Source organism: Zobellella taiwanensis (assembly GCF_003012795.1).
GTDB classification, from domain to species: domain Bacteria; phylum Pseudomonadota; class Gammaproteobacteria; order Enterobacterales; family Aeromonadaceae; genus Oceanimonas; species Oceanimonas taiwanensis.
Genome location: NZ_PXYH01000010.1, coordinates 63,410 through 88,481, shown reverse-complemented (window position 1 = coordinate 88,481; position 25,072 = coordinate 63,410). Strand labels below are relative to the sequence as shown.

Sequence of the window (25,072 nt, the reverse complement as noted above, 5' to 3'; positions counted from 1 at the left end):
ACATCATGAAAATTCTGGTTATTGGCCCATCTTGGGTCGGAGACATGGTGATGTCCCAAAGTCTTTACATCACCCTGAAAAAGCAGCATCCCGAAGCCGAGCTGCATGTGATGGCACCGGCCTGGTGCTGCGCCCTGCTGGAGCGGATGCCCGAGGTGGACAGAGCCATAGTGATGCCCCTGGGCCACGGCGAATTCCGGCTGGCCGAGCGCTATCGCCTCGGCCGGGAGCTGGCAAAAGAAGGGTATGACTGGGCCATCGTCCAGCCCAACTCGCTCAAATCGGCGCTGATCCCGCTGTTTGCCGGCATCAAAAAGCGCACCGGCTGGAAAGGCGAATCCCGCTACGGCCTGCTGAACGATCTGCGTAGCAACAAAAGCGATTTCCCGCTGATGGTGGAGCGCTATGTTTCGCTGGCCTATCCCAGGGCACAGATGAAGGATAACCACTGCCTTCCCGAGCTGCCCTGGCCGGCGCTGCGGGTCGACCTGCGTAACCAGCGGCAGGCCCTGACCGAACTGGGGCTCACCACCGACAGGCCCATCCTAAGCCTGTGCCCGGGCGCCGAGTTTGGCCCGGCCAAGCGCTGGCCGGAGCAGCACTACGCCGAGGTTGCCCAACAGCAGATCAAGCAGGGTCAACAGGTGTGGATCTTCGGCTCGGCCAAGGATATTCCGGTGGCGGAGGCGATAAGGCATTATCTGCCGGCCAGCGAGCAGAAACATTGCCATATCCTGGCGGGAAAAACCTCGTTGCACCAGGCCATTGATCTGATGGCGCTCAGCGCCGCCGTGGTGTCCAACGACTCGGGGCTGATGCATATCGCCGCCGCCCTGCAACGCCCACTGGTCGGGATTTACGGCTCCACCTCGCCCCAATACACACCGCCCCTGGCCGAGCGGGTTGCCGTGGTCCATACCGACATTGAGTGCCGCCCCTGCTTCAAGCGGGAATGCCCGCTTGGACACCTCAAATGCCTGAAAGAACTGGCGCCGCAACGGGTGCTGCAGGCCATTTCATCTCTGCAGGGCTAGCCTTATGTTCTATCTCCTGCTCTACAACCTGCTGATCCACCTGCTCAGCCCCGCTCTGCTGGCCCTTCTTTACTGGCCCAAACGGGGCAAGCCGGGGTTTGGCCGGCGCTGGCCGGAGCACCTGGGGTTTGTGTCCCCCACCCGCGGCGAGCGGCCGGTGTGGCTGCATGCGGTCAGTGTGGGGGAAATAGTGGCGGCAACGCCGCTAATCAGAAAGCTCAAGGCCGAACATCCGGAGCTGCCGGTGCTGGTAACCACGACCACGCGCACCGGCGCCGATCAGGCGGCAAAACTGGGCGATCTGGTTGAACACCGCTATGCGCCTCTGGATTTTCCCTGGGCGGTAACCCTGTTCCTGCGCCGTATTCAGCCCAGGGCGCTGCTGATTATGGAAACCGAACTCTGGCCCAATCTGCTGCATGCCTGTGGCCGGCGCCGGTTGCCGGTGCTGCTGCTTAACGCAAGGTTGTCGGCCCGATCCGCCGCCAGATACCGCCGCTTTCACGGCATATTCCGCTTGCTTGCCGCCAATATCACTCATATTTCCTGCCAACACCGGGACGACGCCGAGCGCTTCGCCGGCCTGGGGCTGGCCCGTGAACAACTCAGTATCAGCGGCTCGGTGAAGTTTGATATCGAGTACGGCCCGCATATCGTCGAGCAGGGTCGGCAGTTAAGGGAGCAACTGGGCACACAACGGCCCGTATGGATAGCCGCCTCCACCCACGAAGGCGAAGACGAACAACTGCTGGATGCCCATCGCAGGTTGCTGGCTACCCTGCCGGAGGCGCTCTTGATACTGGTTCCACGCCACCCCCAACGTTTCGAGCAGGTCGCCAGCCTGGTACAAAAACAGGGCCTTACCCTACATCGTCGCACTCTGGGCAAGCCCGCAGGCAACCCCCAGGTCTATCTGGGCGATACCATGGGCGAACTGCCGCTGATGCTGGCGGCGGCCGATATCGCCTTTGTGGGCGGCAGCCTGATCGAGCGGGGCGGCCACAACCTGCTGGAGCCCGCCGCCCTGGCAAAGCCGGTGCTGAGCGGCCCTTCCACCTTTAATTTCAGCGATATTAGCCACCAGTTGATCGATGCCGGTGGTGCAGCCGTTGTTACCCATGCCGGCGAACTGAGCGACACACTAAAGCAATTGTTCGGCAATGAGAGCATCACCGCCCACATGGGTGAACGCGCGCTGGCGGTGGTCAGCGCCAATCGAGGCGCACTGGCCAAAACCCTGGCGCGGATCGAGGATCAGCTCGCTTTATAACCGCTCAGCAGCGCCTGCCAGTCCTGTTCGTCCCAATTGAAATCCGGATGCAGGCCCTGCTCCTTGCGGAAGGAACGCAGCAGCCGATCCATGTTTTCCCTGGCCCAGCTGCCGGGCTGGCGGAAATGGCATTTATCGAAGTCGATCAGCCAGCTTTTGCCGTTGTCATCCAGCAGCAGGTTATGGCTGTTAAGATCCGCGTGGTAAAGGCCGGCGGCGTGGAACTGGCGGATGGTTTTGCCGATCCCCTGCCATTCCTGCTTGCTCAGTGCCTTTTCCTTGAGGATGGCCACCAGATCGCGGGCATGTTCGATGCGGGTCAGGATAATGTCGGCCCGGTAGACCAGGTTGGAGCGCACCATACGGGCGGCACAGGGGCGCGGCACCGGCAGGCCCTTGCGGTACAGCTTGGCCAGCACGGTAAACTCCGCCATGGCCCGGCTTTTGGACTCGGCCACGTGCAAAAAGGTATCCTCCATCACCCGGCCTATCATGCCGCCCCGGTAATAGTGGCGCAGTACCTTGTGGCCCACCTCATCCTGCACAAACCAGGTGGTGTTGCGCCCCACCGCCTTGCCGCGGATGGCGTTGTGCTCGCGCCAGTAATCGATTTCAAAATAATCGCGATGAAAGTCCCCGAAACATTCGGGGTCGTACCAGATAATTTCGGAGCCGTGCTCTATTCGTTCCATTGCCATCCCCCCAGCGAAAACCCGGATTTTACATGGCCTGAAAGGCTTTGCATAATGCCGGACTCAGTATCGCGAGAGTTCACTTATGTTACCCTTCAGCTCGGCTCCTCAGTCCCTGTGCCTGCTACGGCTTTCCGCCATTGGCGACTGTTGCCACGCAGTGGCCCTGGTGCAGGCCATCCAGCGCCAGTGGCCGCAAACCCGCATTACCTGGATTACCGGCAAGGCAGAAGCCGGCCTGCTGCAGTACCTGCCCGGAGTGGAGGTTATACCTTTCGACAAGAACAGCGGCTGGCGAGGTTATGTTGCCCTGTGGCGGCAGTTGCGCGGGCGCCGCTTCGATGCCCTGCTGCACATGCAGGCCGCGCTGCGCGCCAGCATCGCCAGCCTGGGCATCCGGGCCAGATACCGGCTGGGGTTTGAGCGGGAGCGTGCCAAGGACGGTCAGTGGCTGTTCACCGGGGTCAAGGTGCCTGCCCTCGGCGAGCATGTGGCCGATGGTTTTATGGGGTTTGCCCGCGCGCTCGGGATCGCCGACGGCACACCCCGCTGGCAGTTTCCCCTGGATCGGGTGCACCAGGCCTGGGCCCGGGCCCACCGGGATCAGCGGCCGTTGCTGCTGCTTTGCCCCGCCTCCAGCAAGGCATACAAAAACTGGCACGCCGAAGGCTATGCCGCCCTGGTGGAGCACGCCAGAAGCAAGGGCATGAAGGTGATCCTCATCGGCAGCCCCGCCACCCAGGAGCGGGCCCTGGCGGAGCACATTTGCCGGCTCACCGGCGGTGTGGACGACAATCTGGTGGGCACCACCAGCCTGCCGCAGCTGCTGGCCCTGATCAGCGTCGCCAGCCTGGTAGTGGCGCCGGACACCGGCCCGGCCCATATGGCGACCCTGGTGGGCACCCCGGTACTCGGCCTTTATGCCCACCACAATCCGGTCCGGACCGGCCCCTACCTGTGCCGGGACTATGTGGTGAGCGCCTATTCCGAAGCCCTGCTGGCCGAAACCGGCAAAACGCCCGACCAGTTGCCCTGGCGCACCCGGGTCCGGGATCCTCACGCCATGGCGCGCATCACCATTGAGCAGGTCACCGCACAGTTCGACCGCATCTGCCGCGATTTCAATCTGTTACAGGAGTTATCATGAGCCAGCACCCTACCCTAGCCGCGGTTCTGATCGTCAAAAACGAAGCGGACAACCTGGCCGAGTGCCTGGCTACTTTGGACTGGGTAGACGAAATTGTCATCATGGACTCAGGCAGCACGGACCAAACCCGCGCCATAGCGGAAGCCGCAGGCGCACGTTTTTTTGTGAACGCTTCGTGGCCGGGCTTTGGCCGTCAGCGACAGTTGGCCCAGGAAAAGGTGCAGTCCGACTGGATTCTGTGGGTGGATGCGGACGAGCGTGTCACCCCCGAGCTCAGGGCCAGCATAGAGGCCGTAATAACCAAGCCCGCAGAAAATACCGTCTACGCTATCACCCGCCTTTCATGGGTATTTGGCCGATTTATCCGCCATTGCGGCTGGTATCCCGATCGGGTACTGCGGCTTTATCCAAGGCGGCTGACCGGTTATAACGACGCCCTCGTGCACGAAAAAGTCGAGCTACCCACTGGCAGCCGCATTGCCCGGCTGGATGGTGACTTATTGCATTACACCTATCGGGATCTGCAACACTACCTGGTGAAGTCGGCGGGCTACGCCGCCGCCTGGGCCGAGCAGCGGCAGCAAAAGGGCAAAAAAGGTTCGCTGCTCCAGGGCCTGCTGCACGGAGCGGGATGTTTTCTCAAAATGTATCTGCTCAAAGCCGGTTTTCTGGATGGACGACAGGGTCTGCTGCTCTGCCTGCTGTCGGCCCACTCCACTTTCGTGAAATATGCCGACCTCTGGATCAGGACAGAAACGTCCGGGCCCAGGGAGTAATCGCCGCCGCCGCCGCCGCCACATCTACCCGGCTCATGTCCTCCACCTGTTCTCCCGCCTCGCCGGGGGGATGCAGGGCCAGGTGCCGGCCTTCGCTGTTGAGCGGGCGCCAACGCAGCGGCGTGGCGGAACGGCGCAGGGGAAAGAAGCCCGCCGTGGGCACATCCAGGGCGGCGGCAATGTGCAGCGGCCCGGTGCTGCCGGCGATAAACAGGCTGGCGCAGGCCAGCAGCCGGCAAAAATCCGGCAGCGGCAGGCCTTCGGCCACCACGGCGCCGCATCCGGCCTCGACCGCCACGGTCCGGGCCAGTTCCTGTTCGCCCGGACCCGCGGTCAGCACCGCCCTGGCCTGCGGGAAATCGGCGCACAGACGACGCAGCAGTTCGGCATATTGCGCCGCCGACAGATTGTTGGCCGAGCCGCCACTGCCCGCGTGCACCATCAGCCAGGGCCGTCCGGCCTCGATGCCAAGGCTGTCCGCCAGGCGTTGGCGGGCTTCGGCCAGTTCGGCCGCGGGAAAAGCGAGGTAGGGGCCCTGGGGCTCGACAACAGGCACTCCTTGCCGGTGCAGCAGGGCACGCGCCAGATCCAGGTTGTATTGGTATTCCGGCTTGGCCGACTGGGAACGGCGCTGGGTTACCCTGTGGTTGTAGAAAATCTGCGCCAGCTTGGTGGCCGGTGCCCAGCGTTGGGGAATGCGGGCCCGCCACATCAGGCTGGCATTGCGAAAGTTGGAGAAAAAGCAGACAACCGCATCGAAATTCCCTTGCTTAAGGGCTTTCAGCAAGGCGTTCTGGGCAGCGGCATCGCCGCCCTGGCCCGGATCCAGGATAACCTCGTCGATAGCGGGGCAGAGGCGTGCCAGTTCGCGGGTATAGGCCGGCACCAGGGCGGTGACATGGCAGCCGAGCGAGGCCTTGAGCATGGCAAACGCCGGCCAGGCGAGCATAAAATCGCCGATTTTATCGTTTCTGACCACCAGTATCCGCTTCATCAACCCAGTCTCCCGCTTGCCGTCATGCTGCGTTATTCTACCCTAAAGTGTTCGCCTGTCTTTTGTTAATAAGGAAACCTCATGAGCATCAGGGTCATCTACCCCGGCACCTTCGATCCCATTACCAACGGCCACCTCGATCTGATCGAGCGGGCATCCCGCCTGTTCGGCGAGGTGATCGTCGGCGTCGCCTTCAGCCCCAGCAAGCGCCCCATGTTCGAGCTGGCGGAACGGGTCGAGCTGGTCAGCCAGGTGACCCGGGAGCTGGACAACGTGACGGTGGTGGGCTTTTCCGGCCTGCTGGTGGATTTTGCCCGGGAGCACGGGGCCTCGGTGCTGGTCCGTGGCCTGCGGGCGGTCTCCGACTTCGAATATGAGTTTCAGTTGGCCAACATGAACCGCCGGCTGATGCCGACGCTTGAAAGCGTCTTTCTCACCCCGGCGGAAGAAAACTCCTTCATCTCTTCCACCCTGGTAAAGGAAGTGGCCATTCACGGCGGCGACATCGGTCAGTTCGTGCCGGCCAGTGTGGCCGAGGCCATCGCCCGCAAGCTGGCCTGAGCCCCTAGCGCTGGCAGCGGGGGCAAAATACGGTGCTGCGGCCGTTCATGCGGATTTCCTTCAGCAGGCCGCCGCATTGCACGCAGGGCTGCTCGGCCCGGCCATAGACCTGCAGCTCCTGCACAAAGTAGCCGGGCTTGCCGTCGCTGCCGGTAAAATCCTTGAGCGTGGTGCCGCCCTGGCCGATGGCCTTTGCCAGCACCGCCTTGATCTCCCCGGCCAGTTTCAGGTAGCGCTCCCGGCCGATATTTCCCGCCTCCCGCTTGGGGCTGATGCCGGCCGCGAACAGCGATTCATTGGCGTAGATGTTGCCCACCCCTACCACGATATGGTTGTCCATGATGAACTGCTTGATGGCCGTCTTGCGGCCCCGGCTGCGCTGGTAAAGGTAGTCGCCGTCAAAGGCGTCGGTGAGCGGCTCGGGCCCCAGCCGGGCCAGCAGCGGGTGCTGCTCTACGGCTTCCCGGGTCCACAGCAGGCAGCCGAAGCGGCGCGGATCGTTGAGCCGCAGCAGCTTGCCGTTGGCGAACTCGATGTCTACATGATCGTGCTTGCCCGCCGGGGTGCCATGGGGCAGCACCTTGAGGTTGCCGGACATGCCCAGGTGCAGAATGGCAGTACCCCAGTCGGTTTCCAGCAGCAGGTACTTGGCCCGGCGACGGATGCCGGTGATGGTGAGCCCGGTCAGCTCCTGGATCTCCGTCGGTACCGGCCAGCGCAGGCTGGGGTTGCGCACCACCACCCGCATTACCGACTCCCCCAGCAGATGGGGGGTGATGCCCAAACGGCTGACTTCGACTTCTGGTAACTCCGGCATCTCGCCCTCCTGCAACTATGAGGCGGCAGTATAGCCAAGGTCGCGGCCATAAAAAAACCCGGCCGGAGCCGGGTTTTGGGGAAGGGGCGATCTTACTTGATCTTGCCTTCCTTGTAGATCACATGCTGACGAATAACGGGATCGAATTTTTTGATCTCCATTTTCTCGGGCATGTTGCGCTTGTTTTTGGTAGTGGTGTAGAAGTGACCAGTACCGGCGCTGGAGTTCAGGCGGATCTTCTCGCGAATACCTTTAGCAGCCATGAGTTATCTCCTTAAACCTTTTCGCCACGGGCACGCAGGTCAGCCAGGACGCTGTCGATGCCTTTCTTGTCGATGATACGCATACCCTTGGTGGTGATACGCAGTTTTACAAAACGCTTTTCGCTTTCAACCCAGAAACGGTGGGTTTGCAGGTTGGGCAGGAAGCGACGCTTGGTGGCGTTGTTCGCGTGAGAGCGGTTGTTACCAACAGCTGGCCGCTTACCAGTTACTTGGCATACTTTAGACATGTCAGTCTTCTCCAAAACTTACTTTTGCTCGAGCAATGATACCCCGTTGGCCGTCTGTCGGGGCAAAATAAGGCGGCAATTTATACAGCAAACCCCGCTCGAGATCAACAAAAAGCCAAGCGCCCGGCAGCTATAGCCAGCCACGCTCGGCAAAAGATACGGTTTCACCATCACCAACCACCAGGTGATCTAGCACCCGGATATCCAGCAGCCCCAGAGCGGCCTGAATGCGTTCGGTGATCATGCGATCCGCCCGGCTGGGCTCGGCCACTCCGGACGGGTGATTATGCACCAAAATGACCGCGGCGGCACCCAGTTTCAGCGCCAGTGCCACGATTTCGCGCGGGTATACGGCGGCCGCGTCCAGGGTGCCGAAAAACAGTTCATGAAACTTGATGACCCTGTGCTGGTTGTCGAGCAGCAGCAGGGCAAACACCTCGCGCGGGGCGTCCCTGAGCCGGGCCTGCAGGTACTGGCGGGTCAGTTCGGGGCTGGTCAGGGCATGCTCGCGCACCAGCTTTTCATCGAGAAACCGGCGCATCAGCTCCATGCTGGCCTGCAACTGCACATATTTGGCCAGGCCAAGCCCGGGACCTTCGCAAAACTGCCGGGGATCCGCCTGCAGCAGTTGGCGCAGGGAGCCGAACTGGCTCAGCAGGCGGCGCGCCAGGGTGACCGCGTCCATGCCCTTGGCCCCGGTGCGCAAAAAAATCGCCAGCAGTTCCGCATCCGACAGGCTGGCCGGCCCCCGGCTCAGCAGTTTTTCCCGCGGGCGCTCGCCCTGCGGCCAATCCTTGATACTCATCGGCGCCACCTCCTGCATACAGCCTAGTCCAGCCCGGCGCCGGACCGCACAATTTGACCGATTGTGGTAATCTTGCCGGCCCGCAACGAGGAGAAGCTGTCATGTCTGTAGCAGGAAAACGCATTGTGATCGGCATCACCGGCGGCATCGCGGCCTACAAGGCCGCCGAGCTGGTGCGCCGCCTCAAGGAAAGGGGCGCCGAGGTCAGGGTGGTGATGACCGAGTCCGCCCAGGCCTTCATCACCCCGCTCACCCTGCAGGCGGTGTCGGGCGAGCCGGTGTCCAACGCCCTGCTCGATCCGGCCGCCGAGGCCGGCATGGGCCATATCGAACTGGCCCGCTGGGCCGAACTGCTGCTGATCGCCCCGGCCAGCGCCAATACCCTGGCCCGGCTGGCCCATGGCCTGGCCGACGACCTGCTCACCACCCTGGCCTTGGCAACCCCGGCCCCCCTGGCGGTGGCCCCGGCCATGAACCAGCAGATGTACCGCCACTTGGCCACGCAAGCCAACCTGGCCATCCTGAAGGACCGTGGCGTTCATCTCTGGGGGCCGGCCCGGGGCGAACAGGCCTGTGGCGATGTGGGCCCCGGCCGCATGCTGGAGCCGATGGAGCTGGTCGCGCTGGCCGAAGCGCACTTCGCCCCCCCAACCCGGCCACTGGCCGGCCTGCGGCTGCTGCTGACCGCCGGCCCCACCCGGGAAGCACTCGACCCGGTGCGGTTTCTCTCCAACCACAGTTCGGGCAAGATGGGCTTTGCCCTGGCTGCCGCCGCCGCCCGGATGGGGGCCGAGGTCACCCTGGTGAGCGGCCCCGTCGGCCTGGCCACCCCGCCGGGTGTCACCCGGATCGAGGTGGAAAGCGCCAGGCAGATGCACGAGGCGGTAATGACGCACCTCGCCGACCAGCAGATTTTCATCGCCTGCGCCGCCGTCGCCGACTACGCGCCCCGGGAGGTGGCCGGCCATAAAATCAAGAAAACCGCCAGCGACACCCTGGTCATAGAACTGACCAAAAATCCCGATATCGTGGCCGACGTCGCCGCTTTGCCCGAGGGGCCCTTCACTGTCGGGTTTGCCGCCGAAACCCGGGATGTGGAAAAATACGCCCTCGACAAGCTCGCCCGCAAGGGACTGGACATGATCGCCGCCAACGACGTGGCCAAAAACGGCCAGGGCTTTAACAGCGACGACAACGCCCTGAGCGTGTTCTGGCCCGGTGGCCGGGCCGATTTACCCCTGTCCGCCAAGTCCGAACTGGCCGGGCACCTGATGACACTGATTGCAGACCGATACCATGACACCCATTGAACTGAAGATCCTCGACCCCCGCGTGGGCACCGAATTTCCGCTGCCGGCCTATGCCACTCCCGGCTCTGCCGGTCTCGACCTGCGCGCCTGCCTCGACCAGCCCCTGGAGCTGGCCCCGGGCGACACCACTCTGGTACCCACCGGCATCGCCATCCATATCAAGGATCCGGGCCTGTGCGCCACCATACTGCCGCGCTCCGGCCTGGGCCATAAGCACGGCATCGTGCTGGGCAATCTGGTCGGCCTGATTGACTCTGACTACCAGGGTCAGTTAATGGTATCCTGCTGGAACCGGGGGCAGCAGTCCTTCACCCTGCAGCCAGGAGAGCGCCTGGCCCAATTGGTGATTTTGCCGGTGGTTCAGGCCCAATTTACGCTAGTTGACGAATTTGACCAAAGCGAGCGGGGAGAAGGCGGTTTCGGCTCTTCCGGTCGCCATTAACCAGATCGAGAGCGCCCATGGCCAATACCCAAAACAAGAAAAACCGTCGTGAGCAGATCCTGCAGGCCCTGGCCCATATGCTGGAAACCAGCCCGGGGCAGCGGATCACCACCGCCAAGCTGGCGGCGGCGGTGGGCGTATCGGAAGCGGCGCTTTACCGCCATTTTCCGAGCAAGGCCCGGATGTTTGAGGGATTGATCGACTTTATCGAGGAAACCCTGTTTTCCCGCATCAATCTCATTCTTCAGGACGAAAAGGACAGCGCCCTGCGCCTGCGCTACATACTGCACCTGCTGCTGGGGTTTTGCGAACGCAACCCCGGCATCACCCGGCTGCTCAACGGCGACGCTCTGCAGGGCGAACACGAGCGGCTGCTGGTGCGCATCAACCAGCTGTTCGACCGGCTGGAAACCCAGCTCAAGCAGGTGATGCGCGAACGCCGCCTGTACGAAGGCGACACCTTCGCCGAAAGCGAAACCGTACTGGCCAACCTGCTGCTGGCCTATGCCGAAGGCCGCATCAACCAGTATGTTCGCAGCCAGTTCCGGCTCAAACCCACTCACAACTTCGACAGTCACTGGCAATTGCTGCACCAGCAACTGGTTGCGGCCTGACACCGGAGTTTGATACCCATCCATAACAACAGAGGCACGAGTGCATGGAAACCGAACTTATCAATACCGATTTCATTGAGGAAGCCCAAAGCTGGGTGATCAACAACCAGGGGCTGCTCATCGAGTATGCGGTCAATATCGCCGCCGCCCTGCTGACCCTGATCATCGGCTTTATTGCCGTCGGCATGCTGACCGGCGGGATGAACAAGGTGCTCAAGGCACGCAAGATAGACAGCACCATCTCCGACTTTATCACCAGCCTGCTCAAATACGGCCTGCTGGCCTTTGTGATCATCGCCGCCCTCAGCCGGGTCGGCGTGCAAACCGCCTCCTTCGTGGCCATCGTCGGTGCCGCCGGCTTGGCCGTGGGCCTGGCGCTGCAGGGGTCGCTGTCCAATTTCGCCGCCGGCGTACTGCTGATTGGCTTTCGCTTTTTCAAGGCCGGCGACTACGTGGAGGCGGGCGGCACCGCCGGCACTGTGCACTCGGTGCAAATCTTCACCACCATACTGATGACCCCGGACAACCGCATGATAGTGGTACCCAACTCCAAAATCCTGAGTGATAACATCGTCAACTACTCCAAGGAAAAAACCCGCCGCCTGGACCTGGTGATTGGTGTTTCCTACACGGCCGACCTGCAGAAAACCAAGGAAGTGCTGACCCGCATTCTCGACGAGGAGCCCAGGGTACTGAAAGAGCCCGCCTACCGCGTTGCGGTCAACGAGCTGGGCGCTTCTTCCGTCGACTTTATCGTGCGCCCCTGGGTGCTGGCCGAAGACTACTGGAGCCTGAAGTTCGATCTGCTGGAAAAGATCAAAAACGAGCTGGACGCCAACGGTATCGGCATCCCCTTCCCTCAGATGGACGTGCACCTGTTCCGGGAAGAAAAAGCCTGATCGCCGCATTTGCCCACAAAAAAGCCGCTTTTCAGCGGCTTTTTTATTAGATACCGTACTGCTTTATTAGATACCGTACTGCTCCCGGTAGGCCCGCACCCGCGCCAGGTGCTCCGCCATCTCCGGCTTTTCGCCCAGGTAGTCGATCAGATCCGCCAGGGTAATGATGGCGGTGACCTGAGCCTGATAGTCCCGCTCCACTTCCTGGATGGCGGACAGCTCGCCCTTGCCCTTCTCCTGGCGGTCCAGGGCGATCAGCACTCCGGCCAGGGTGGCCCCGTTGGCCTGGATAATATCCATGGATTCACGGATGGCGGTACCGGCGGTAATCACGTCATCCACCAGCATGATGCGCCCGGCCAATGGGCTGCCCACCAGGTTGCCGCCCTCGCCGTGATCCTTGGCTTCCTTGCGGTTAAAGCAGTAGGGCACGTCCAGATCGTGCACTTCCGCCAGCTGCACCGCGGTGGCGCTGGCAATGGGAATGCCCTTGTAGGCCGGGCCGAACAGCACGTCGAACTGCACGCCCGCATCCACCAGGGCGGCGGCGTAGAACCGGCCCAGGCGAGCCAGATCCCGGCCGCTGTTGAACAGGCCGGCGTTAAAGAAATAGGGACTTTTACGCCCGGACTTCAGGGTAAATTCGCCAAATTTGAGCACCTGCTTGCTCATGGCAAACTCGATAAACTCACGCTGGTAGGCTTTCATGCTGCTCTCCGCAATATCATCTATTCAGTAACTTGAAGCGAACTGCCGCGATCAGCCGGCAATTACCCGGCGCTGGTACTCCACCAGCTCATTCACCGCCTTGCGGGCCAGCGCCAGCATGGCCAGCAGCTCATCGTGGCTGAAAGGAGCGGCTTCGGCGGTGCCCTGCACCTCAATCATGTTGCCTTCGGCCGTCATCACCACGTTCATGTCGGTTTGGGCCGCCGAGTCCTCGGTGTACTCCAGATCCGCCACGGCCTGACCGTCGACAATCCCTACGGAAATGGCCGCCACCAGGGTTTTGAGCGGGTTATGAATGATCATGCCCTCGGCCTTCATCCAGTTCAGGGCATGGGCCAGGGCCACACAGGCGCCGGTAATGGCGGCGGTGCGGGTGCCGCCGTCGGCCTGGATCACATCGCAGTCCACGGTAATGGTGTATTCACCCAGCTTGTCCAGATCCATGGCGGCGCGCAGCGAGCGGCCAATAAGCCGCTGAATTTCCATGGTGCGACCGCCCTGCTTGCCCCGGGCGGCTTCCCGGTCCATGCGGCTGTGGGTGGAGCGCGGCAGCATGCCGTATTCCGCCGTTACCCAGCCCTGGCCCTTGCCGCGCAAAAAACGCGGCACGCCCTTTTCCACCGAGGCGGTGCACAACACCTTGGTATGGCCGAATTCCACCAGTACAGAGCCTTCCGCGTGACGGGTGTAGTTGGGGGTGATGGTGACCGGCCGGATTTGATCGGGCGCGCGTCCGCTGGCTCGTGTTGACATGGGATCCTCCAAGTGGGCTAAAAAGCGGGTCTCGCCGGGGCGAGGAGGCGCCATTATAGAGAAAGCGCGCGGCCATTGCATGCCGGCCGCCATTGGCGGCGGGGCCGGCCTGTGTCACACTGCCGCCATAGTTCGTCAACCCTTACGAGACTCGCATGATCCACAGCATGACCGCCTACGCCCGCCAGGAATTCAAACAGGACTGGGGCACCGCCGTGTGGGAAATCCGCTCGGTCAACCAACGCTACCTGGAAACCTATACCCGCCTGCCCGAGCAGTTCCGCGGCCTGGAGCCCCTGGTACGGGAAAAGCTGCGCGCCCGGCTGCAACGGGGCAAGGTAGAATGCGGCCTGCGTTTCGAGTCCAGCCTGGCCAGCCAGGGACAGTTGCAGATGAACAAGGCGCTGGCCGAACAACTGATCGAAGGCGCCACCTGGGTGATGGAAAAGGCCGGCCACGGCAGCCTCAACCCGGTGGATATTCTGCGCTGGCCCGGGGTCATGGAAACCCAGGCCCAGGACATGGACGCCCTCAGCAACGCCCTGATCGCCTGCCTTGACCTGGTCATCGACGATTTCCTCGCCGCCCGGGCCAGCGAAGGCGAAAAACTGAAGGTACTGATAGAACAGCGGCTGGACGGCATCGAGCAGGAAGTGGCCAAGGTGAAAACCCATATGCCCGACGTCCTGGCCTGGCAACGCCAGCGCCTGCTGGACCGCTTCGAGGAAGCGCGGCTGGAACTGGAACCCCAGCGGCTGGAGCAGGAAATGGTGCTGCTGGCCCAGAAGGTGGACGTGGCCGAAGAGCTGGACCGGCTCGGCGCCCATATCGCCGAAACCCGCAAGATCCTCAAAAAGGGCGGCGCCTGCGGCCGGCGGCTGGACTTTATGATGCAGGAGTTCAACCGGGAGTCGAACACACTGGGCTCAAAGTCCATCAACGCCGACATCACCGCCAGCGCAGTGGAGCTGAAGGTGCTGATAGAGCAGATGCGCGAGCAGATCCAGAATATTGAATAACACCGATTAAAAGCAATCATGCCCTTGTTTTTCAAGGGCTTTTATTCATTTCCCGCCACTTGCCATCCCACCTTCATGATTGCGGTCTATGCTGATGCTCATGTAAAAATTACGTCCAGCAACAGGGCTCGGCATGGATGCGTTTATTGGCTTCAATTTTGATAAAAAACCACAGCTATCGGCACTGGATCGCCTGTTTCAGCAAGAGCTGGGAGCTTATCTGCAAGGCCCGGGGCCGAAAGGCTGTTTTATTCCGGTCACAGCCCAGACCGGCATTGGCAAAACCTACACCGCAAACGCCCTAATCATTGAGCAGCTGCTGACCTCCATTCGTCGGCAGCTGACCGGCCAGGCAGCCCCTGCCGGGCTGATTTATTATGTCACCAACTCGGTCGACAACGTCAGCCAGACCTATGCCGCCCTGCAAAGACTGATTGACACTCAGATCATTGACGGCCAGCCCAGGTTTACACCGGCGCAGCGAGAGCAACTCAAGCAACGCATACTGTATCTGCCGGCGCAATCTGCCCAGTTGCTGGCAACGCCCCCCGAACGGGTCACCGAGGTACTTGAGGCTTTTGGCCTGAGTGCCGTGCAACACATAGCCCAGGGCTGGCAGGCACTTCAAGGCCTGAAGCGCGCAGCCGCGGACCACCCTCATATTGCGGCTCAGTTGCAGGGCCCCCTGAAGGAGCGGGCGAGCGAGCTTTACCGCCATATAGTGGATGGCATTCAGGCTCGCCAGCGCAAAAACCCGGTCAGCCTGCAGGGCCGCACAGGGCATGCGCTGCACGCCCTGTTGCCGGGAGAAAGGGTGCGCACCGGTCAGGCCGAGGTGCTGTTCATGACCACCGACAAGTTTTTGCAGGGCTATCAGAGCAGCCGGCATCGCATCTATCCCATTCGCACACTGGCTCACTGCCTGCTTATTGTGGATGAAATCGACAAGCAGAATGAAGTCATCCTGCGCGCATTGAGTGAGCAGCCATCTCGGGATTTGATCACTCTGGCCCGCACCCTTTACGCCAACCTTGATTATTACCAGCTGGAAGCCTCACTCCGCTATCAGGGGGTGGATCCCCTGTTTGAGCCGCTGCGGCAACGGTTGCGGCAATTCGCCGACGAATGGCAAATTCAGTATGCGTTTAACCATGAAGGGGCCGGCCTGGATGACAAACCCATTAGGCTGTTTTCCGATCGCACCGTCACACACTGCCACAGCGCCACTCAGCGCCTGCTGCTGAAAACCCATCGGGAGCGCCAGAAAAACGTGATTTTCGGCGTTCACAAGCAGGACAGCGACGGCATCCATCCTCAAGGCTACCGGCTCAGCCAGTTTGTCAATGAGGCCGACTGGATATACCGTCAGTTCCTGCAGAGCATGCGAAAAGCCATCTGGCGAGTGATGGGCAATGACAACACCGGCGATACCAACGGCCGCTTTCAGGAGGCGGTGCTGTCCGTACTGTCACACTTCAACTTGTCCGGGTTTCGCCAGGATGTGTTTACCAGCCTGGATGTGCAGCTGAGCCTGTCCCGGCGGAAAAAACGCTATCGCATGGCCCAGCGCAGCTACCACGACACCGGCCTGAAGGTGGTGGACATTACTCGGGAAGAAGGGGTGCCCGACACCGTATCCTGCCATTTTCATGGTCTGCCGGTATCTCCGACCGGCCTGCTGGCCAACATGGTGGATGCCGGCGCCCGCATACTGGGCATCAGCGCCACCGCCACCTCGCCGACCGTCATCAAGAATTTCGATCAAAGTTATCTCCGGCAGCGGCTGGCAGACAAATACATTGCGCTTACGCCACCCCAGCAACAGCTGATCGACGATTACTATCACAGCCGCCGGCGCTATGCAGAAGAAGGCGTGCGCATTCATGCCCACGCCCTGGGGCCGGATCATCAGCTGGCCATCAGGGCGCTTGAACGGTTTGGCCAGTGCCCCGTACGCCTGCCGGGCACAGTGCTTGGCCAGTATCTTGGCCAGCCTGCAACTCCAGGAGACAAGGATTATGTGGTGCGGTGGGTGTCAAAGGTACTGCAGGCACTGACCCACTTCGCCGCCCAGCCCGGCAACCGCTACATGATGTTGCTGCTGAACCGAACGCTGAAACCCAGTGAGACAAGTACCTTTATTGCCCTGCTGGAAAATCACCTGGCACATTGCGGCCTGACCGCCTGCCAAATATTCACCGGGCTGGATGCCGGGGCCATGAGCGAAGGCCTGTTTGAAGAAATCCGTTACGCGCTGTCGACCACGGATGACAAGATCCTTGTTTTTTCTACTTATGCTTCCATCGGAGAAGGAAAAAACCCGGACTATCCGGTGACCCGGCAGGCCGATAAAGACAACCTGATCTGGGTTGGCAGCGGCGAGCCTGAAGCGCAAGTGTGTACCGACATCGACACCCTGTATCTTGAACGCCCCTCTCATCAGTTGCTGGGACACGAACAAAGCCCGGCCCTGGACAGACTGGTCAAACTGCACCAGATCCTGAGCCTGCAGGACGCCGGCTGGATATCGCCCGACAATACGGCAAACTGGGTTTTTCGTACCTTGCAGGGCAGCAATACCCCGGAGCAATTAGGCCGCTATTACCGGACCGAAGACTACCACTGGCTACTGCGCAAGGTGACCGAGCAGGCGGTAGGCAGAATGGCACGCACCGCCTTCAAGCGCCCTGATATTCACATTCTGGTGGACCGGGAGCTGACCCCCGTCATCGGCAGTGACCCGCGCCCCGGACATACCCTGTCCCTTGAATACCGGGCACTGGTAGAGCAATTCCGAACAGAGCGGGCCGACAGCGAACTGCCGGCCGCCGAACAGCGCCAGCTGAACCTGGCCATACTGCACACCAGAGACACGCTGCAGCTGATTAGAGAACTGTTAAAGGGAATTCAAAAAGGCAGTGAAAGTGATATTCGCAACTGGGAGGCGCTGCGCCGGCAATTGCTGTGCCAGCCCACCCTGGCGCAACCCTCCGGCAGCTGCCCTCGTCTTTATCTGTGCCCACCCGGCGGGACTCCCTATGCCTACCAGGGTTCACTGGAAACCGACGCTGACGAAGCCGGCAGCGACTCGCTGCGGTTCTACGAGCAGGCCACTCACCCTGCCTGGGTCGGTGAGCAGCAGAGCGGCCTGCCGCTGATGATGCAAAACGCCATTGTCCGCCGCTACTTTGAGCAACAGGGGTACGCCACCCAGTGGTCACCACAGCCTTATGTCATGACACCGGCCGCCTTCAACAACCTGTACAAGGGCGCGCTGGGTGAAGAAGCCATCAGGGCGCTGTTGCTGCATTATGGCTTTGTGATCGAGCCCATGCCCGATGCGTTGTATGAACGCTACGACTTTATGCTCGTTACTGCCGACGGCCGCCGGGTATGTGTGGATGCCAAGTACTGGCGGCAGCCCGGAGAAGCCCCCGACCATGCCCATAAGGCCGCCCGGGTGCGGGAGCATCTCAATGTCAGCCGCTTTGTGTTTATCAACCTGTTCGGACTCCCTCATGAGCCCCTGCACACGGTAAATGACTCGCTGATCCGCGCCCCTGCCGCGACCGCCAGCACCATGATGGTGCCCGGCCTGCTGCACCGGGACAGCGGCGCACTCCTGCATGATCACCTGACCGGACTCATAGAATGGACTGGAGCCAAACCATGATTGAAGTGCACACCTCCCTGCTCACCACTCCCCACTACTGCGCTCAGGCCCTTGCGGAGCGATTTACTTTTGTGGCCGTGTATTACGGAGACATTCCCGAGCCGGCGCGCACCACCCGGCTGCAAACACTGGCCCAGGAACTCTACCGGCAAAATCAGGGCAGAGTGTTGTCATTGGCAAAAGATGCCAGAGAGCACCAACGCTATGTGCTGATGCTCAGCAAGGGCGACAGCCTGACCCTGACCGACCGCTCTCTGGTCAGCTACCCGATGGAGGGAGCCCGCTTTCCGGCCAGCTGGCTGATACGCACCTTACTGGTCAGGGCGCTGCCCCGCATCCTGACAGCCAATACCAGAGACTGGTTTGAAAGCGATGGTCTGTTCTACATCACCGCCATCAAATCCATTCCCGGCCATCAGGGGGCAGAGGTCGTGACCACTGAGGTCTCTCCACAGCCGATCAAAGGTGCCCGCGGTCACTATCTGGCATTAAAAACCGTCACCTTTACCCCCTTCTCTCTGCACCGGCATGAAGACGGCACGCCCTACAAAAAGGCCATCAAAAAACCCAGATACCGGCTGAATGTGGCCGGCCAGTCGTTAAGCAAGTGCGGCGATGGCGATTATGTCCGCCTGGCACGTTTTCCGGCCAGGCGAAACCGCACTCAGGCCCTGCATGCACGCCCAGGGCAGCTGGAGCAGTTTTATAAAAGCAGGGTCGGCGTACTGACCCAGTTTCTGGAAGATTTTCAACGAGCTTATGGCGAGCTTGCCAATATCGGGCTGCAAAAGCTCAACGCCGTACAGATAAAAATCAGGGACAAGGACGTACATCAGGCATATCGGGAGATTTATCGCCTGCTTGCCAGCCAACGGATTTACCTCGTCAATCGCAGTGATGACCCTCTGGCAGCGGAAGCCTTGTCTGCAGAGCTGAAGCAGCTGGATCTCAATGGCATTCATGCCGGCGACATCATGCCCGATGGCCTGAACCTGCTCATCGTGAACGAGGCGGCCGAGTATGAACAGCAGCAACACCGGGATCCCTACCGGCTGGCGCGCCAGCGTTATCCCCACGCCGTTATTCAGTCGTGCACTCCCCAGCGCCTGCAAGGAAACGCCCGCGCACACGTGGTGGAAGTGCTGCTCAAGGAGCTGCTGATCAAGCAGGAAGTGAAAGACGGCTGCCTGCGGTTCGGTTATCCGGATATGCCCGCCGATCTGGTGTTTATTCTGCCAATCCGCCCCGAGGAGCCGGAACAGGGACTGGCGCCTGATGCAGACTGGCCCTGGGCCTGCGCCCGCCTGGCAGAAAACAGGATGACATTCTGGTGGGCAGATCCTGCTCTTCAGCAAGACGTTCGCCTATCTCTCGACGCTCAGCAACAGCGGGCGCTGTTTTCTGGCTATGACCGCCCCTCGCTGGTTTTTAACCCTGAAAACAAGGAGGTCATGCTGATCACCGATACCCAGGCCGTGACCCTGCCCGATCATGCCACTCTGCACCGCTACCTGCACGAGATCGAGCACAGCCTGCAACAACCGGTGCCCGCTCAGTTGCTGGAAACCTGCTTGTCGGTTAAGGGCGATATGCCGGAAGAGCTGCGCTCCCGCCTGCAGCAACTGATCCACCAAGCCCGGCAAGAGGCGCTGCCAGCCAGCCGCCTGCTTGCAGCCCTGAATTACAAGAAAAAATCCGAGCAAGCGGTGTACGATTTTCTGGCCGAACATGGCTACCGGCTGAAAGCCTCCCTGGCCGCCGATGGTGGTGTACTGAACGCTACTATCGGCATCTGGGTTGATCACGACAGGCAGCTGTATTTCGCCGGTGCCAAAGGCTCAGCCCAATCCATACAGAGTAATTTTGGCCATATCTATCATCTTGAAAACGGGTATGCCGGCATTCCCGACTGGTATCTGGCGTCGCTGGAGGTGTATCACGTCCGGCACAAAAACCCGACGGTGATGCCCTTTATCTTCAAGCACCTGAGAGAATATGCGCAGGCCCACCCATTGGCATAGGTATGACAATCTTGGACTGGATCCGCTGGAGCCAATGAACCGTTCAGAATGCTAAATAACTGTTCCGAGTGGTAGATCTCTACCGGCAGCGACCGGGTTCCGCTAAGCAGCATGCGGAATCCGGTCATTGCCATTCCCTCAACGCATCGTCCCCTGCATAATTCTTCTTTTACAAACTGACCGGACTGCCCATGACGCCCGCCATACGATTTCTGGAACAGCACAAGGCCATCTTTACCCTGCATCAGTACGACTGCACCGCCCAGGACGACTTTGGCGCCCACGCCGCCGGCCAGTTGGGGGTGCCACCGGCCCGGGTGTTCAAAACCCTGCTCACCGAAGGCGAGCAGGGCGCCGTGGTGGCGCTGGTTCCCTCGTCGGGCAAGGTCAACCTCAAGCGGCTGGCCAAGGCCGCCGGGGTAAAAAAGCTGGACATGATGCCGCCCCAGAAGGCCGAGCGGCTCACCGGCTATAAGGTCGGCGGCATCAGCCCATTCGCCCAGAAAAAGCGGCTGCCTACCGTGCTCGACGCTTCCGCCCTGGAGCACGACAGCGTCCTGGTCTCCGGCGGCAAGCGCGGCCTGTCGGTGGGACTGGCCGCCGAGGTTATCGCCGGCCTGCTCCAGGCCCGTATCGCCGACATCGCCGAGCACGACTGACATCCACCCAGGTCCTTCCTGATACTGACACGCCCCGCCCCCTGGCAATGGGACAACCACGGGACGGCGTTCCCGCCACCGGACCGGAGTTGACGCAGCAACCGACTTGAATGGCTCCCTCCATGCCAGGCTGGGCTATGCTGTCTGAACACCACAGATAACGAGGAGCTGAGTATGGGGATCCTGAGTTGGATTGTGTTCGGCCTGATCGCGGGTTTTCTGGCCAAATTCATTATGCCCGGCCGCGACGGCGGCGGTTTCATCATGACCACGCTGCTGGGCATTGCCGGCGCCTTCGTCGGAGGTTGGGTCGGCACCCGGCTGGGTTTTGGCTCGGTCACCGGCTTCAACCTGGGCAGCCTCTTTACCGCCGTCATCGGCGCTATCATACTGCTGTTTGCCTATCGCCTCCTTAAGAAATCCTAGAAAGAAAACAGATGTCCCCTGCACCCAGGGTCGGCGTTATCGCCGTGGTCCGGCGCCGGTGCATCGGCCACCGGGCGCCCGCGCAAGGCAATAGCGCCGCTGCTATCCTCAGAGATACCATGGTATCTCCATGGAGGCTGTTGTATGTCCGGGTTGTCTATTCTAGAGAATGAGTGGGTAGTGGTGTGCGATGGCGCCAAGGCGCTGGTGCTGCAGAATGACGGCGACGCCAAATCGCCCAACCTCAAGACCATAGAGGTGTTCGAACAGAAGGCCCAGCCGACGCGCGAACTCGGCACCGATGCCCCAGGCCGCAGCCATGCCGCGGGCCACATCCGCACCACCTTCGAGCAGACCGACTGGCACGATCAGGCCGAGCAGGAGTTCCTGACCCGTCTCGTCCGGCATCTGGACGACGTCCTCGGTGCCGACAAGACCCGGTCGGTGATCATGGTCGCCCCGCCTCGCGCCCTCGGCATGCTGCGCTCGGCCTATTCGGAAACGCTGAAAAATGCGATCCGTGCCGAGCTGGACAAGGATCTGGTCAAGATGCCGGTGTACGAAATTGAAAAACGGCTCCTGCACCATTGAGCCTGCGCGCCACCCTAGGCCAGAAACACAAAAAATCCGATGACGAGGCGTCATCGGATTTTTTTCTTTCAACGAAGAGGGTTCAAGCGGCCGGCAACGGCCACTCGCTCCCCTCGGTCGGCTCCCGGCCGCTTACAGCACGGCGTTGAGGATCAGCACGCCAACCAGGCCGGTAGCCCAGGCCAGGGTGGTGGGGATGGACCAGACGATGATCTGCTGCTTCACGTCCTTGATGCCCATCATGCGGTTGACCACCCAGAACAGGCTGTCGTTGAAATAACCGAAGAACAGCGAGCCCATGGTCGCCGCCTGGGCCGCCACCAGCATGTTCACGCCGGGAATGGTAGCCAGGATGGGCGCCGAAATGGAGGCCGCGGTCACCATGGCCACGGTGCCCGAGCCCTGGATCAGCCGCACCAGGGTGGAGACGATAAAGGGGATCAGCACCGGCGGCAGCGGCAGGCCGGCGATCTGCTCGCCCAGCATGGCACCGGCGCCGGATTCGCGCAGCACCGCACCCAGGGCTCCACCGGCACCGGTGACCAGCAGGATGATGCCGGCGCTTTGCAGGCCTTCCTCCAGCCGCTCCATGGTGTCGTGCTTGTTCATCTTCGGCACCAGGGTGTACACCGCCAGCAGCACCGAGATGGACAGGGCGATCACCGGATGGCCCAGGTAGGTAAACAGCTGCACCAGGCCATTGTCGGCCAGGCCTTCAAAGCCTTCCAGCTTGCCCAGGGTACCGAACAGGGTGTTGATGAAAATCAGCACTATGGGCGCGGTGATCGGCAGCAGCGACAGGAACAGGCTGGGCAGTTGCTTGCCTTCCTTGGCGGCCAGGTACTGGTTGTAGGTATCTTCCAGCTCGGGGCTGTCCTGCACGGTCGGCGCCTGGAAGTCCGGGTACTTCTTGGCCAGCCACTGGGCATAAAGCACGATCACCACCACGCAGGGCAGCGCCAGCACCAGGCCGGTGAGCAGCATGGCGCCCACGTCCACGCCGAACAGACCGGCCACGCCCAGGGGGCCCGGGGTAGGCGGCACAGTATGGTGGGTCACCACCAGGCCGCCGGCCAGGGCCACGCCCACGGTCAGCAGGTTGCGGTTGCCCTTTTTGGCCAGCGCCTTGGCGATGGGATAGAGGATGACGAAGGCGGAGTCCACGAAGATGGGAATAGACACTATGTAGCCGGTGATGGCCATGGCCCACTCTTCCTTCTTCTTGCCCAGCCACTTGATAAAGCTGTAGGCAATCTGCTCGGCGGCGCCGGACACTTCCAGGATGCGGCCCATCATCACGCCGAGGCCGATCACGATACCTATGCTGCCGAGGGTGCCGCCAAAGCCCTTGGTGATCACGTTGACGATATCACCGGCGGCCATGCCGCCCAGGGCGCCGGCAATGCTGGCCGCCGCCAGCATGGCGATCAGCGCGTGCACCCGGGTTTTCACCACCAGGAAAATCAGTACCACCACGGCGACGGCGAGGCCGATCACCGGGGCCATTGAACTTGCGTCTGTCATTGCTTGGTTCCTTCCATATCATCGGCAATAAAACGGCGGATCACGCTGTCGAAGTCGGCGTCCTGTACAAAGCCCAACCCCTGGGCACGGCTAATGTTGAAACGGCCGGGCCAGCTGGCCACGATGCGCGATACCGCCTCATCTTCTTCATAACGGATGCGGTCACACACCGGGTCGCCGGCGACCCGGCGCAGGGCGTCGATCATTTCCTGCACGGTGACGGTGATGCCCGGCAGGTTGACGGTGCGGCTGGCGCCGAAGGCCTCGGCGGGCACCTGGGCGGCGCGCACGAAGTTCTCCACCACGGTCGCCGGGGACGACAGCCACATGGGCAGGCTCAGGGCCACCGGGCAGACGCTTTCCTCGCCCTGCAGCGGCTCGCGGATAATGCCGCTGGCAAAGGACGAGGCCGCCTTGTTGGGCTTGCCCGGGCGCACGCTGATGGTGGGCAGGCGCAGCACCCGGCCGTCGACGAAGCCCTTGCGGGCATAGTCGTTGACCAGCAGCTCGCCCACGGATTTTTCCATGCCGTAGGACGACTGGGGGCAGACCGCGGTGTGGTCCTGGATCACCTCCGGCAGCTCGCCGCCGAATACCGCCAGCGAGCTGGAGAACACGAAACGGCAGCCGGGCGCCTGGTGGCGGGCGGCTTCCAGCAGGTAGCGGGTGGCGTCGATGTTGACCCGCACGCCCAGGTCGAAGTCGGCCTCGGCATGGCTGCTGACGATGGCTGCCAGGTGATAGATCAGGCCGGTGTCCGGGGTCACCAGCGCCTGCACCGCGGCCTGGTCGCCCAGGTCGGCCTGCACGCAGTGCACCCGCTCGTCCGCCAGCGGCGAGGTGGGGACGATGACATCCGCCAGGGTCAGGCGGTCGAAGGCAATCTGCTGCTGTTGCAGCAAGGCCTTGGCCAGGCGCTGGCCGAGGAAGCCCGCACCACCGGTAATGATGATATTCATTTGATTCTCCTCGGTGCTCGAGGGCACCCGATAAGCTACAGAGGTTGGTTTGTCATAATCGTGTTCATGCCGAGCCTTGCCGCGCCACCAGCCGGACCTGCAGGCCCTGGCCGCGCAGCTGTTCCGCCGTCTCTTCCGCCAGGCCGTCATCGCTGATGATGTCGGTCAGCGCCTGCAACGGGCAGATGCGGAACATGCCGTACTTGCCGTACTTGCTGCTGTCGCTCACCAGTACCCGGCGCCGGGCCACCTTCAGCAGCGCCTGCTTGACCATCACCTTGTTCTCGGTGGGGGTCGACATGCCCCGTTCCAGCTCCCAGGAGCTGGAGCTGATAAAGGCCAGATCCAGGTTCAGGCTGGCGAGCAGGGCCGCCGCCGCCTGGCCCACGCAGGAGCGGTTGCGCACGTCCACCAGGCCACCGGTGTGGAACAGGGTGAGCTGGGGGTACTGCATCAGGTAATTGGCGATGGTGAAGTCGTTGGTCACCACCGTCAGGTTGGCCTTGCGGGCGATGCCCCTGGCCACCTCGAAGGTGGTGGTGCCGGCGTCCAGGTAGATCACCTGGCCGTCCTCCACCAGTTCCGCCGCCGCCAGGCCGATGGCGACCTTGCTGTTATGGTGGATGCTGGCCTTTTCGCTGTAGGCCAGCTCCTGCTTGACCGCGTCATTGAGCCTGACCCCGCCGCTTACCGACACCACCTTGCCCTCGGCCTCCAGCTGCTGGATATCCCGGCGCACCGTCATGTGCGACACGTCCAGCTCGGCGGCCAGCTCGTTGATGGACACCATGTTGCGCTCGTGCACGTAGCGGTAGATGTAGTCGCGGCGTTCGGCGGGGATCATGG

Annotated in this window: 26 protein-coding genes; 15 read left to right on the top strand and 11 right to left on the bottom strand. The window is 61.7% G+C overall.

Annotation, left to right across the window (positions count from 1 at the left end; translation table 11 throughout):
* Positions 1–5: 5 nt before the first annotated feature.
* Positions 6–1,034, top strand: a complete 1,029-nt coding sequence (gene waaF / locus C7I36_RS08990; RefSeq protein WP_106453381.1) for a lipopolysaccharide heptosyltransferase II — start codon at positions 6–8, stop codon at positions 1,032–1,034.
* A gap of 4 nt (positions 1,035–1,038) precedes the next feature.
* Positions 1,039–2,304, top strand: a complete 1,266-nt coding sequence (gene waaA / locus C7I36_RS08985) for a lipid IV(A) 3-deoxy-D-manno-octulosonic acid transferase (RefSeq protein WP_106453380.1) — start codon at positions 1,039–1,041, stop codon at positions 2,302–2,304.
* On the opposite strand, the gene C7I36_RS08980 is transcribed toward waaA, so the two are convergent.
* On the bottom strand, positions 2,289–2,996 hold the full coding sequence (locus tag C7I36_RS08980; protein WP_106453379.1) for a 3-deoxy-D-manno-octulosonic acid kinase: 708 nt from the start codon (positions 2,994–2,996) through the stop codon (positions 2,289–2,291). The genes waaA and C7I36_RS08980 overlap by 16 nt on opposite strands.
* An 85-nt stretch (positions 2,997–3,081) precedes the next feature.
* Between C7I36_RS08980 and C7I36_RS08975 the strand changes: the two genes are divergently transcribed.
* The gene (locus C7I36_RS08975) at positions 3,082–4,143 is read left to right on the top strand and encodes a glycosyltransferase family 9 protein (protein ID WP_106453378.1); all 1,062 of its coding nucleotides are present in this window, start codon (positions 3,082–3,084) and stop codon (positions 4,141–4,143) included.
* Positions 4,140–4,919, top strand: coding sequence for a glycosyltransferase family 2 protein (locus C7I36_RS08970; RefSeq protein WP_106453377.1), 780 nt, complete (start codon positions 4,140–4,142; stop codon positions 4,917–4,919). Before C7I36_RS08975 ends, C7I36_RS08970 begins: the two co-directional genes overlap by 4 nt.
* Here the strand turns inward: C7I36_RS08970 and C7I36_RS08965 are convergent.
* Positions 4,888–5,913 carry a glycosyltransferase family 9 protein gene (locus tag C7I36_RS08965; RefSeq protein ID WP_106453376.1) on the bottom strand — a complete coding sequence of 342 codons (1,026 nt, stop codon included), beginning with the start codon at positions 5,911–5,913 and terminating at the stop codon, positions 4,888–4,890. The genes C7I36_RS08970 and C7I36_RS08965 overlap by 32 nt on opposite strands.
* An 81-nt stretch (positions 5,914–5,994) precedes the next feature.
* On the opposite strand from C7I36_RS08965, the gene coaD reads away from it, so the two are divergent.
* Complete coding sequence (coaD, locus tag C7I36_RS08960) at positions 5,995–6,474, top strand: pantetheine-phosphate adenylyltransferase (protein ID WP_106453375.1); 480 nt, start codon at positions 5,995–5,997, stop codon at positions 6,472–6,474.
* A gap of 4 nt (positions 6,475–6,478) precedes the next feature.
* Here the strand turns inward: coaD and mutM are convergent, their stop codons facing one another.
* From mutM to radC, 4 genes are all read right to left on the bottom strand, one after another.
* Positions 6,479–7,291: a bifunctional DNA-formamidopyrimidine glycosylase/DNA-(apurinic or apyrimidinic site) lyase gene (gene mutM / locus C7I36_RS08955; RefSeq protein WP_106453374.1), complete on the bottom strand. Its 813-nt coding sequence runs from the start codon at positions 7,289–7,291 to the stop codon at positions 6,479–6,481.
* 92 nt (positions 7,292–7,383) lie between these two features.
* Positions 7,384–7,554 (bottom strand): 50S ribosomal protein L33, encoded by a 171-nt coding sequence (gene rpmG / locus C7I36_RS08950; RefSeq protein ID WP_014291126.1) that lies wholly within the window; start codon positions 7,552–7,554, stop codon positions 7,384–7,386.
* Between the two features lie 11 nt (positions 7,555–7,565).
* Positions 7,566–7,802, bottom strand: coding sequence for a 50S ribosomal protein L28 (gene rpmB, locus C7I36_RS08945; RefSeq protein WP_014291125.1), 237 nt, complete (start codon positions 7,800–7,802; stop codon positions 7,566–7,568).
* 130 nt (positions 7,803–7,932) lie between these two features.
* Positions 7,933–8,607 (bottom strand): RadC family protein, encoded by a 675-nt coding sequence (gene radC, locus C7I36_RS08940; RefSeq protein WP_106453373.1) that lies wholly within the window; start codon positions 8,605–8,607, stop codon positions 7,933–7,935.
* Positions 8,608–8,708: 101 nt separating this feature from the next.
* On the opposite strand from radC, the gene coaBC reads away from it, so the two are divergent.
* From coaBC to mscS, 4 genes are read left to right on the top strand one after another with little or no spacing between them, the layout of a single operon-like run.
* Positions 8,709–9,917: a bifunctional phosphopantothenoylcysteine decarboxylase/phosphopantothenate--cysteine ligase CoaBC gene (gene coaBC, locus C7I36_RS08935; protein WP_106453372.1), complete on the top strand. Its 1,209-nt coding sequence runs from the start codon at positions 8,709–8,711 to the stop codon at positions 9,915–9,917.
* Positions 9,904–10,359, top strand: a complete 456-nt coding sequence (gene dut / locus C7I36_RS08930) for a dUTP diphosphatase (protein ID WP_106453371.1) — start codon at positions 9,904–9,906, stop codon at positions 10,357–10,359. The genes coaBC and dut overlap by 14 nt, the downstream gene beginning before the upstream one ends.
* 17 nt (positions 10,360–10,376) lie before the next feature.
* Positions 10,377–10,973, top strand: a complete 597-nt coding sequence (slmA, locus tag C7I36_RS08925) for a nucleoid occlusion factor SlmA (RefSeq protein ID WP_106453370.1) — start codon at positions 10,377–10,379, stop codon at positions 10,971–10,973.
* Between the two features lie 44 nt (positions 10,974–11,017).
* Positions 11,018–11,872 (top strand): small-conductance mechanosensitive channel MscS, encoded by an 855-nt coding sequence (mscS, locus tag C7I36_RS08920; protein WP_106453369.1) that lies wholly within the window; start codon positions 11,018–11,020, stop codon positions 11,870–11,872.
* A 66-nt stretch (positions 11,873–11,938) separates the two neighbouring features.
* Here the strand turns inward: mscS and pyrE are convergent, their stop codons facing one another.
* Positions 11,939–12,580, bottom strand: coding sequence for an orotate phosphoribosyltransferase (gene pyrE / locus C7I36_RS08915; RefSeq protein WP_106453368.1), 642 nt, complete (start codon positions 12,578–12,580; stop codon positions 11,939–11,941).
* A 51-nt stretch (positions 12,581–12,631) separates the two neighbouring features.
* Positions 12,632–13,354 (bottom strand): ribonuclease PH, encoded by a 723-nt coding sequence (gene rph / locus C7I36_RS08910; protein ID WP_106453367.1) that lies wholly within the window; start codon positions 13,352–13,354, stop codon positions 12,632–12,634.
* Between the two features lie 155 nt (positions 13,355–13,509).
* Here rph and C7I36_RS08905 point away from each other — a divergent pair, with 155 nt between their 5' ends.
* The 6 genes from C7I36_RS08905 (at position 13,510) to C7I36_RS08880 (ending at position 21,743) form a co-directional block, all read left to right on the top strand.
* Positions 13,510–14,373 carry a YicC/YloC family endoribonuclease gene (locus C7I36_RS08905; protein ID WP_106453366.1) on the top strand — a complete coding sequence of 288 codons (864 nt, stop codon included), beginning with the start codon at positions 13,510–13,512 and terminating at the stop codon, positions 14,371–14,373.
* 133 nt (positions 14,374–14,506) lie between these two features.
* Entirely contained in the window at positions 14,507–18,046 is a 3,540-nt protein-coding gene (locus tag C7I36_RS08900) for a hypothetical protein (protein WP_106453365.1), read from the top strand.
* 173 nt (positions 18,047–18,219) lie between these two features.
* A complete protein-coding gene (locus tag C7I36_RS08895; protein ID WP_146137323.1) occupies positions 18,220–20,067 on the top strand; it encodes a hypothetical protein in 1,848 nt (615 codons plus the stop codon).
* A gap of 191 nt (positions 20,068–20,258) precedes the next feature.
* The gene (ybaK, locus tag C7I36_RS08890) at positions 20,259–20,726 is read left to right on the top strand and encodes a Cys-tRNA(Pro) deacylase (protein WP_106453363.1); all 468 of its coding nucleotides are present in this window, start codon (positions 20,259–20,261) and stop codon (positions 20,724–20,726) included.
* Between the two features lie 174 nt (positions 20,727–20,900).
* Positions 20,901–21,152: a GlsB/YeaQ/YmgE family stress response membrane protein gene (locus tag C7I36_RS08885; protein ID WP_106453362.1), complete on the top strand. Its 252-nt coding sequence runs from the start codon at positions 20,901–20,903 to the stop codon at positions 21,150–21,152.
* 153 nt (positions 21,153–21,305) lie between these two features.
* Positions 21,306–21,743: a host attachment protein gene (locus tag C7I36_RS08880; protein WP_219899627.1), complete on the top strand. Its 438-nt coding sequence runs from the start codon at positions 21,306–21,308 to the stop codon at positions 21,741–21,743.
* Positions 21,744–21,875: 132 nt separating this feature from the next.
* Here the strand turns inward: C7I36_RS08880 and C7I36_RS08875 are convergent, their stop codons facing one another.
* From C7I36_RS08875 to C7I36_RS08865, 3 genes are all read right to left on the bottom strand, one after another.
* A complete protein-coding gene (locus C7I36_RS08875; RefSeq protein WP_106453360.1) occupies positions 21,876–23,267 on the bottom strand; it encodes a GntP family permease in 1,392 nt (463 codons plus the stop codon).
* Positions 23,264–24,226, bottom strand: coding sequence for a D-erythronate dehydrogenase (gene denD / locus C7I36_RS08870; protein WP_106453359.1), 963 nt, complete (start codon positions 24,224–24,226; stop codon positions 23,264–23,266). Before denD ends, C7I36_RS08875 begins: the two co-directional genes overlap by 4 nt.
* A gap of 64 nt (positions 24,227–24,290) precedes the next feature.
* The gene (locus tag C7I36_RS08865) at positions 24,291–25,070 is read right to left on the bottom strand and encodes a DeoR/GlpR family DNA-binding transcription regulator (protein ID WP_106453358.1); all 780 of its coding nucleotides are present in this window, start codon (positions 25,068–25,070) and stop codon (positions 24,291–24,293) included.
* Between the last annotated feature and the right edge of the window lie 2 nt (positions 25,071–25,072).

Coding starts and splice junctions, on each gene's coding strand:
- waaF (WP_106453381.1), top strand. CDS start 6: ATGAAAATTCTGGTTATTGGCCCATCTTGGGTCGGAGACATGGTGATG.
- waaA (WP_106453380.1), top strand. CDS start 1,039: ATGTTCTATCTCCTGCTCTACAACCTGCTGATCCACCTGCTCAGCCCC.
- C7I36_RS08980 (WP_106453379.1), bottom strand. CDS start 2,996: ATGGAACGAATAGAGCACGGCTCCGAAATTATCTGGTACGACCCCGAA.
- C7I36_RS08975 (WP_106453378.1), top strand. CDS start 3,082: ATGTTACCCTTCAGCTCGGCTCCTCAGTCCCTGTGCCTGCTACGGCTT.
- C7I36_RS08970 (WP_106453377.1), top strand. CDS start 4,140: ATGAGCCAGCACCCTACCCTAGCCGCGGTTCTGATCGTCAAAAACGAA.
- C7I36_RS08965 (WP_106453376.1), bottom strand. CDS start 5,913: ATGAAGCGGATACTGGTGGTCAGAAACGATAAAATCGGCGATTTTATG.
- coaD (WP_106453375.1), top strand. CDS start 5,995: ATGAGCATCAGGGTCATCTACCCCGGCACCTTCGATCCCATTACCAAC.
- mutM (WP_106453374.1), bottom strand. CDS start 7,291: ATGCCGGAGTTACCAGAAGTCGAAGTCAGCCGTTTGGGCATCACCCCC.
- rpmG (WP_014291126.1), bottom strand. CDS start 7,554: ATGGCTGCTAAAGGTATTCGCGAGAAGATCCGCCTGAACTCCAGCGCC.
- rpmB (WP_014291125.1), bottom strand. CDS start 7,802: ATGTCTAAAGTATGCCAAGTAACTGGTAAGCGGCCAGCTGTTGGTAAC.
- radC (WP_106453373.1), bottom strand. CDS start 8,607: ATGAGTATCAAGGATTGGCCGCAGGGCGAGCGCCCGCGGGAAAAACTG.
- coaBC (WP_106453372.1), top strand. CDS start 8,709: ATGTCTGTAGCAGGAAAACGCATTGTGATCGGCATCACCGGCGGCATC.
- dut (WP_106453371.1), top strand. CDS start 9,904: ATGACACCCATTGAACTGAAGATCCTCGACCCCCGCGTGGGCACCGAA.
- slmA (WP_106453370.1), top strand. CDS start 10,377: ATGGCCAATACCCAAAACAAGAAAAACCGTCGTGAGCAGATCCTGCAG.
- mscS (WP_106453369.1), top strand. CDS start 11,018: ATGGAAACCGAACTTATCAATACCGATTTCATTGAGGAAGCCCAAAGC.
- pyrE (WP_106453368.1), bottom strand. CDS start 12,580: ATGAAAGCCTACCAGCGTGAGTTTATCGAGTTTGCCATGAGCAAGCAG.
- rph (WP_106453367.1), bottom strand. CDS start 13,354: ATGTCAACACGAGCCAGCGGACGCGCGCCCGATCAAATCCGGCCGGTC.
- C7I36_RS08905 (WP_106453366.1), top strand. CDS start 13,510: ATGATCCACAGCATGACCGCCTACGCCCGCCAGGAATTCAAACAGGAC.
- C7I36_RS08900 (WP_106453365.1), top strand. CDS start 14,507: ATGGATGCGTTTATTGGCTTCAATTTTGATAAAAAACCACAGCTATCG.
- ybaK (WP_106453363.1), top strand. CDS start 20,259: ATGACGCCCGCCATACGATTTCTGGAACAGCACAAGGCCATCTTTACC.
- C7I36_RS08885 (WP_106453362.1), top strand. CDS start 20,901: ATGGGGATCCTGAGTTGGATTGTGTTCGGCCTGATCGCGGGTTTTCTG.
- C7I36_RS08875 (WP_106453360.1), bottom strand. CDS start 23,267: ATGACAGACGCAAGTTCAATGGCCCCGGTGATCGGCCTCGCCGTCGCC.
- denD (WP_106453359.1), bottom strand. CDS start 24,226: ATGAATATCATCATTACCGGTGGTGCGGGCTTCCTCGGCCAGCGCCTG.
- C7I36_RS08865 (WP_106453358.1), bottom strand. CDS start 25,070: ATGATCCCCGCCGAACGCCGCGACTACATCTACCGCTACGTGCACGAG.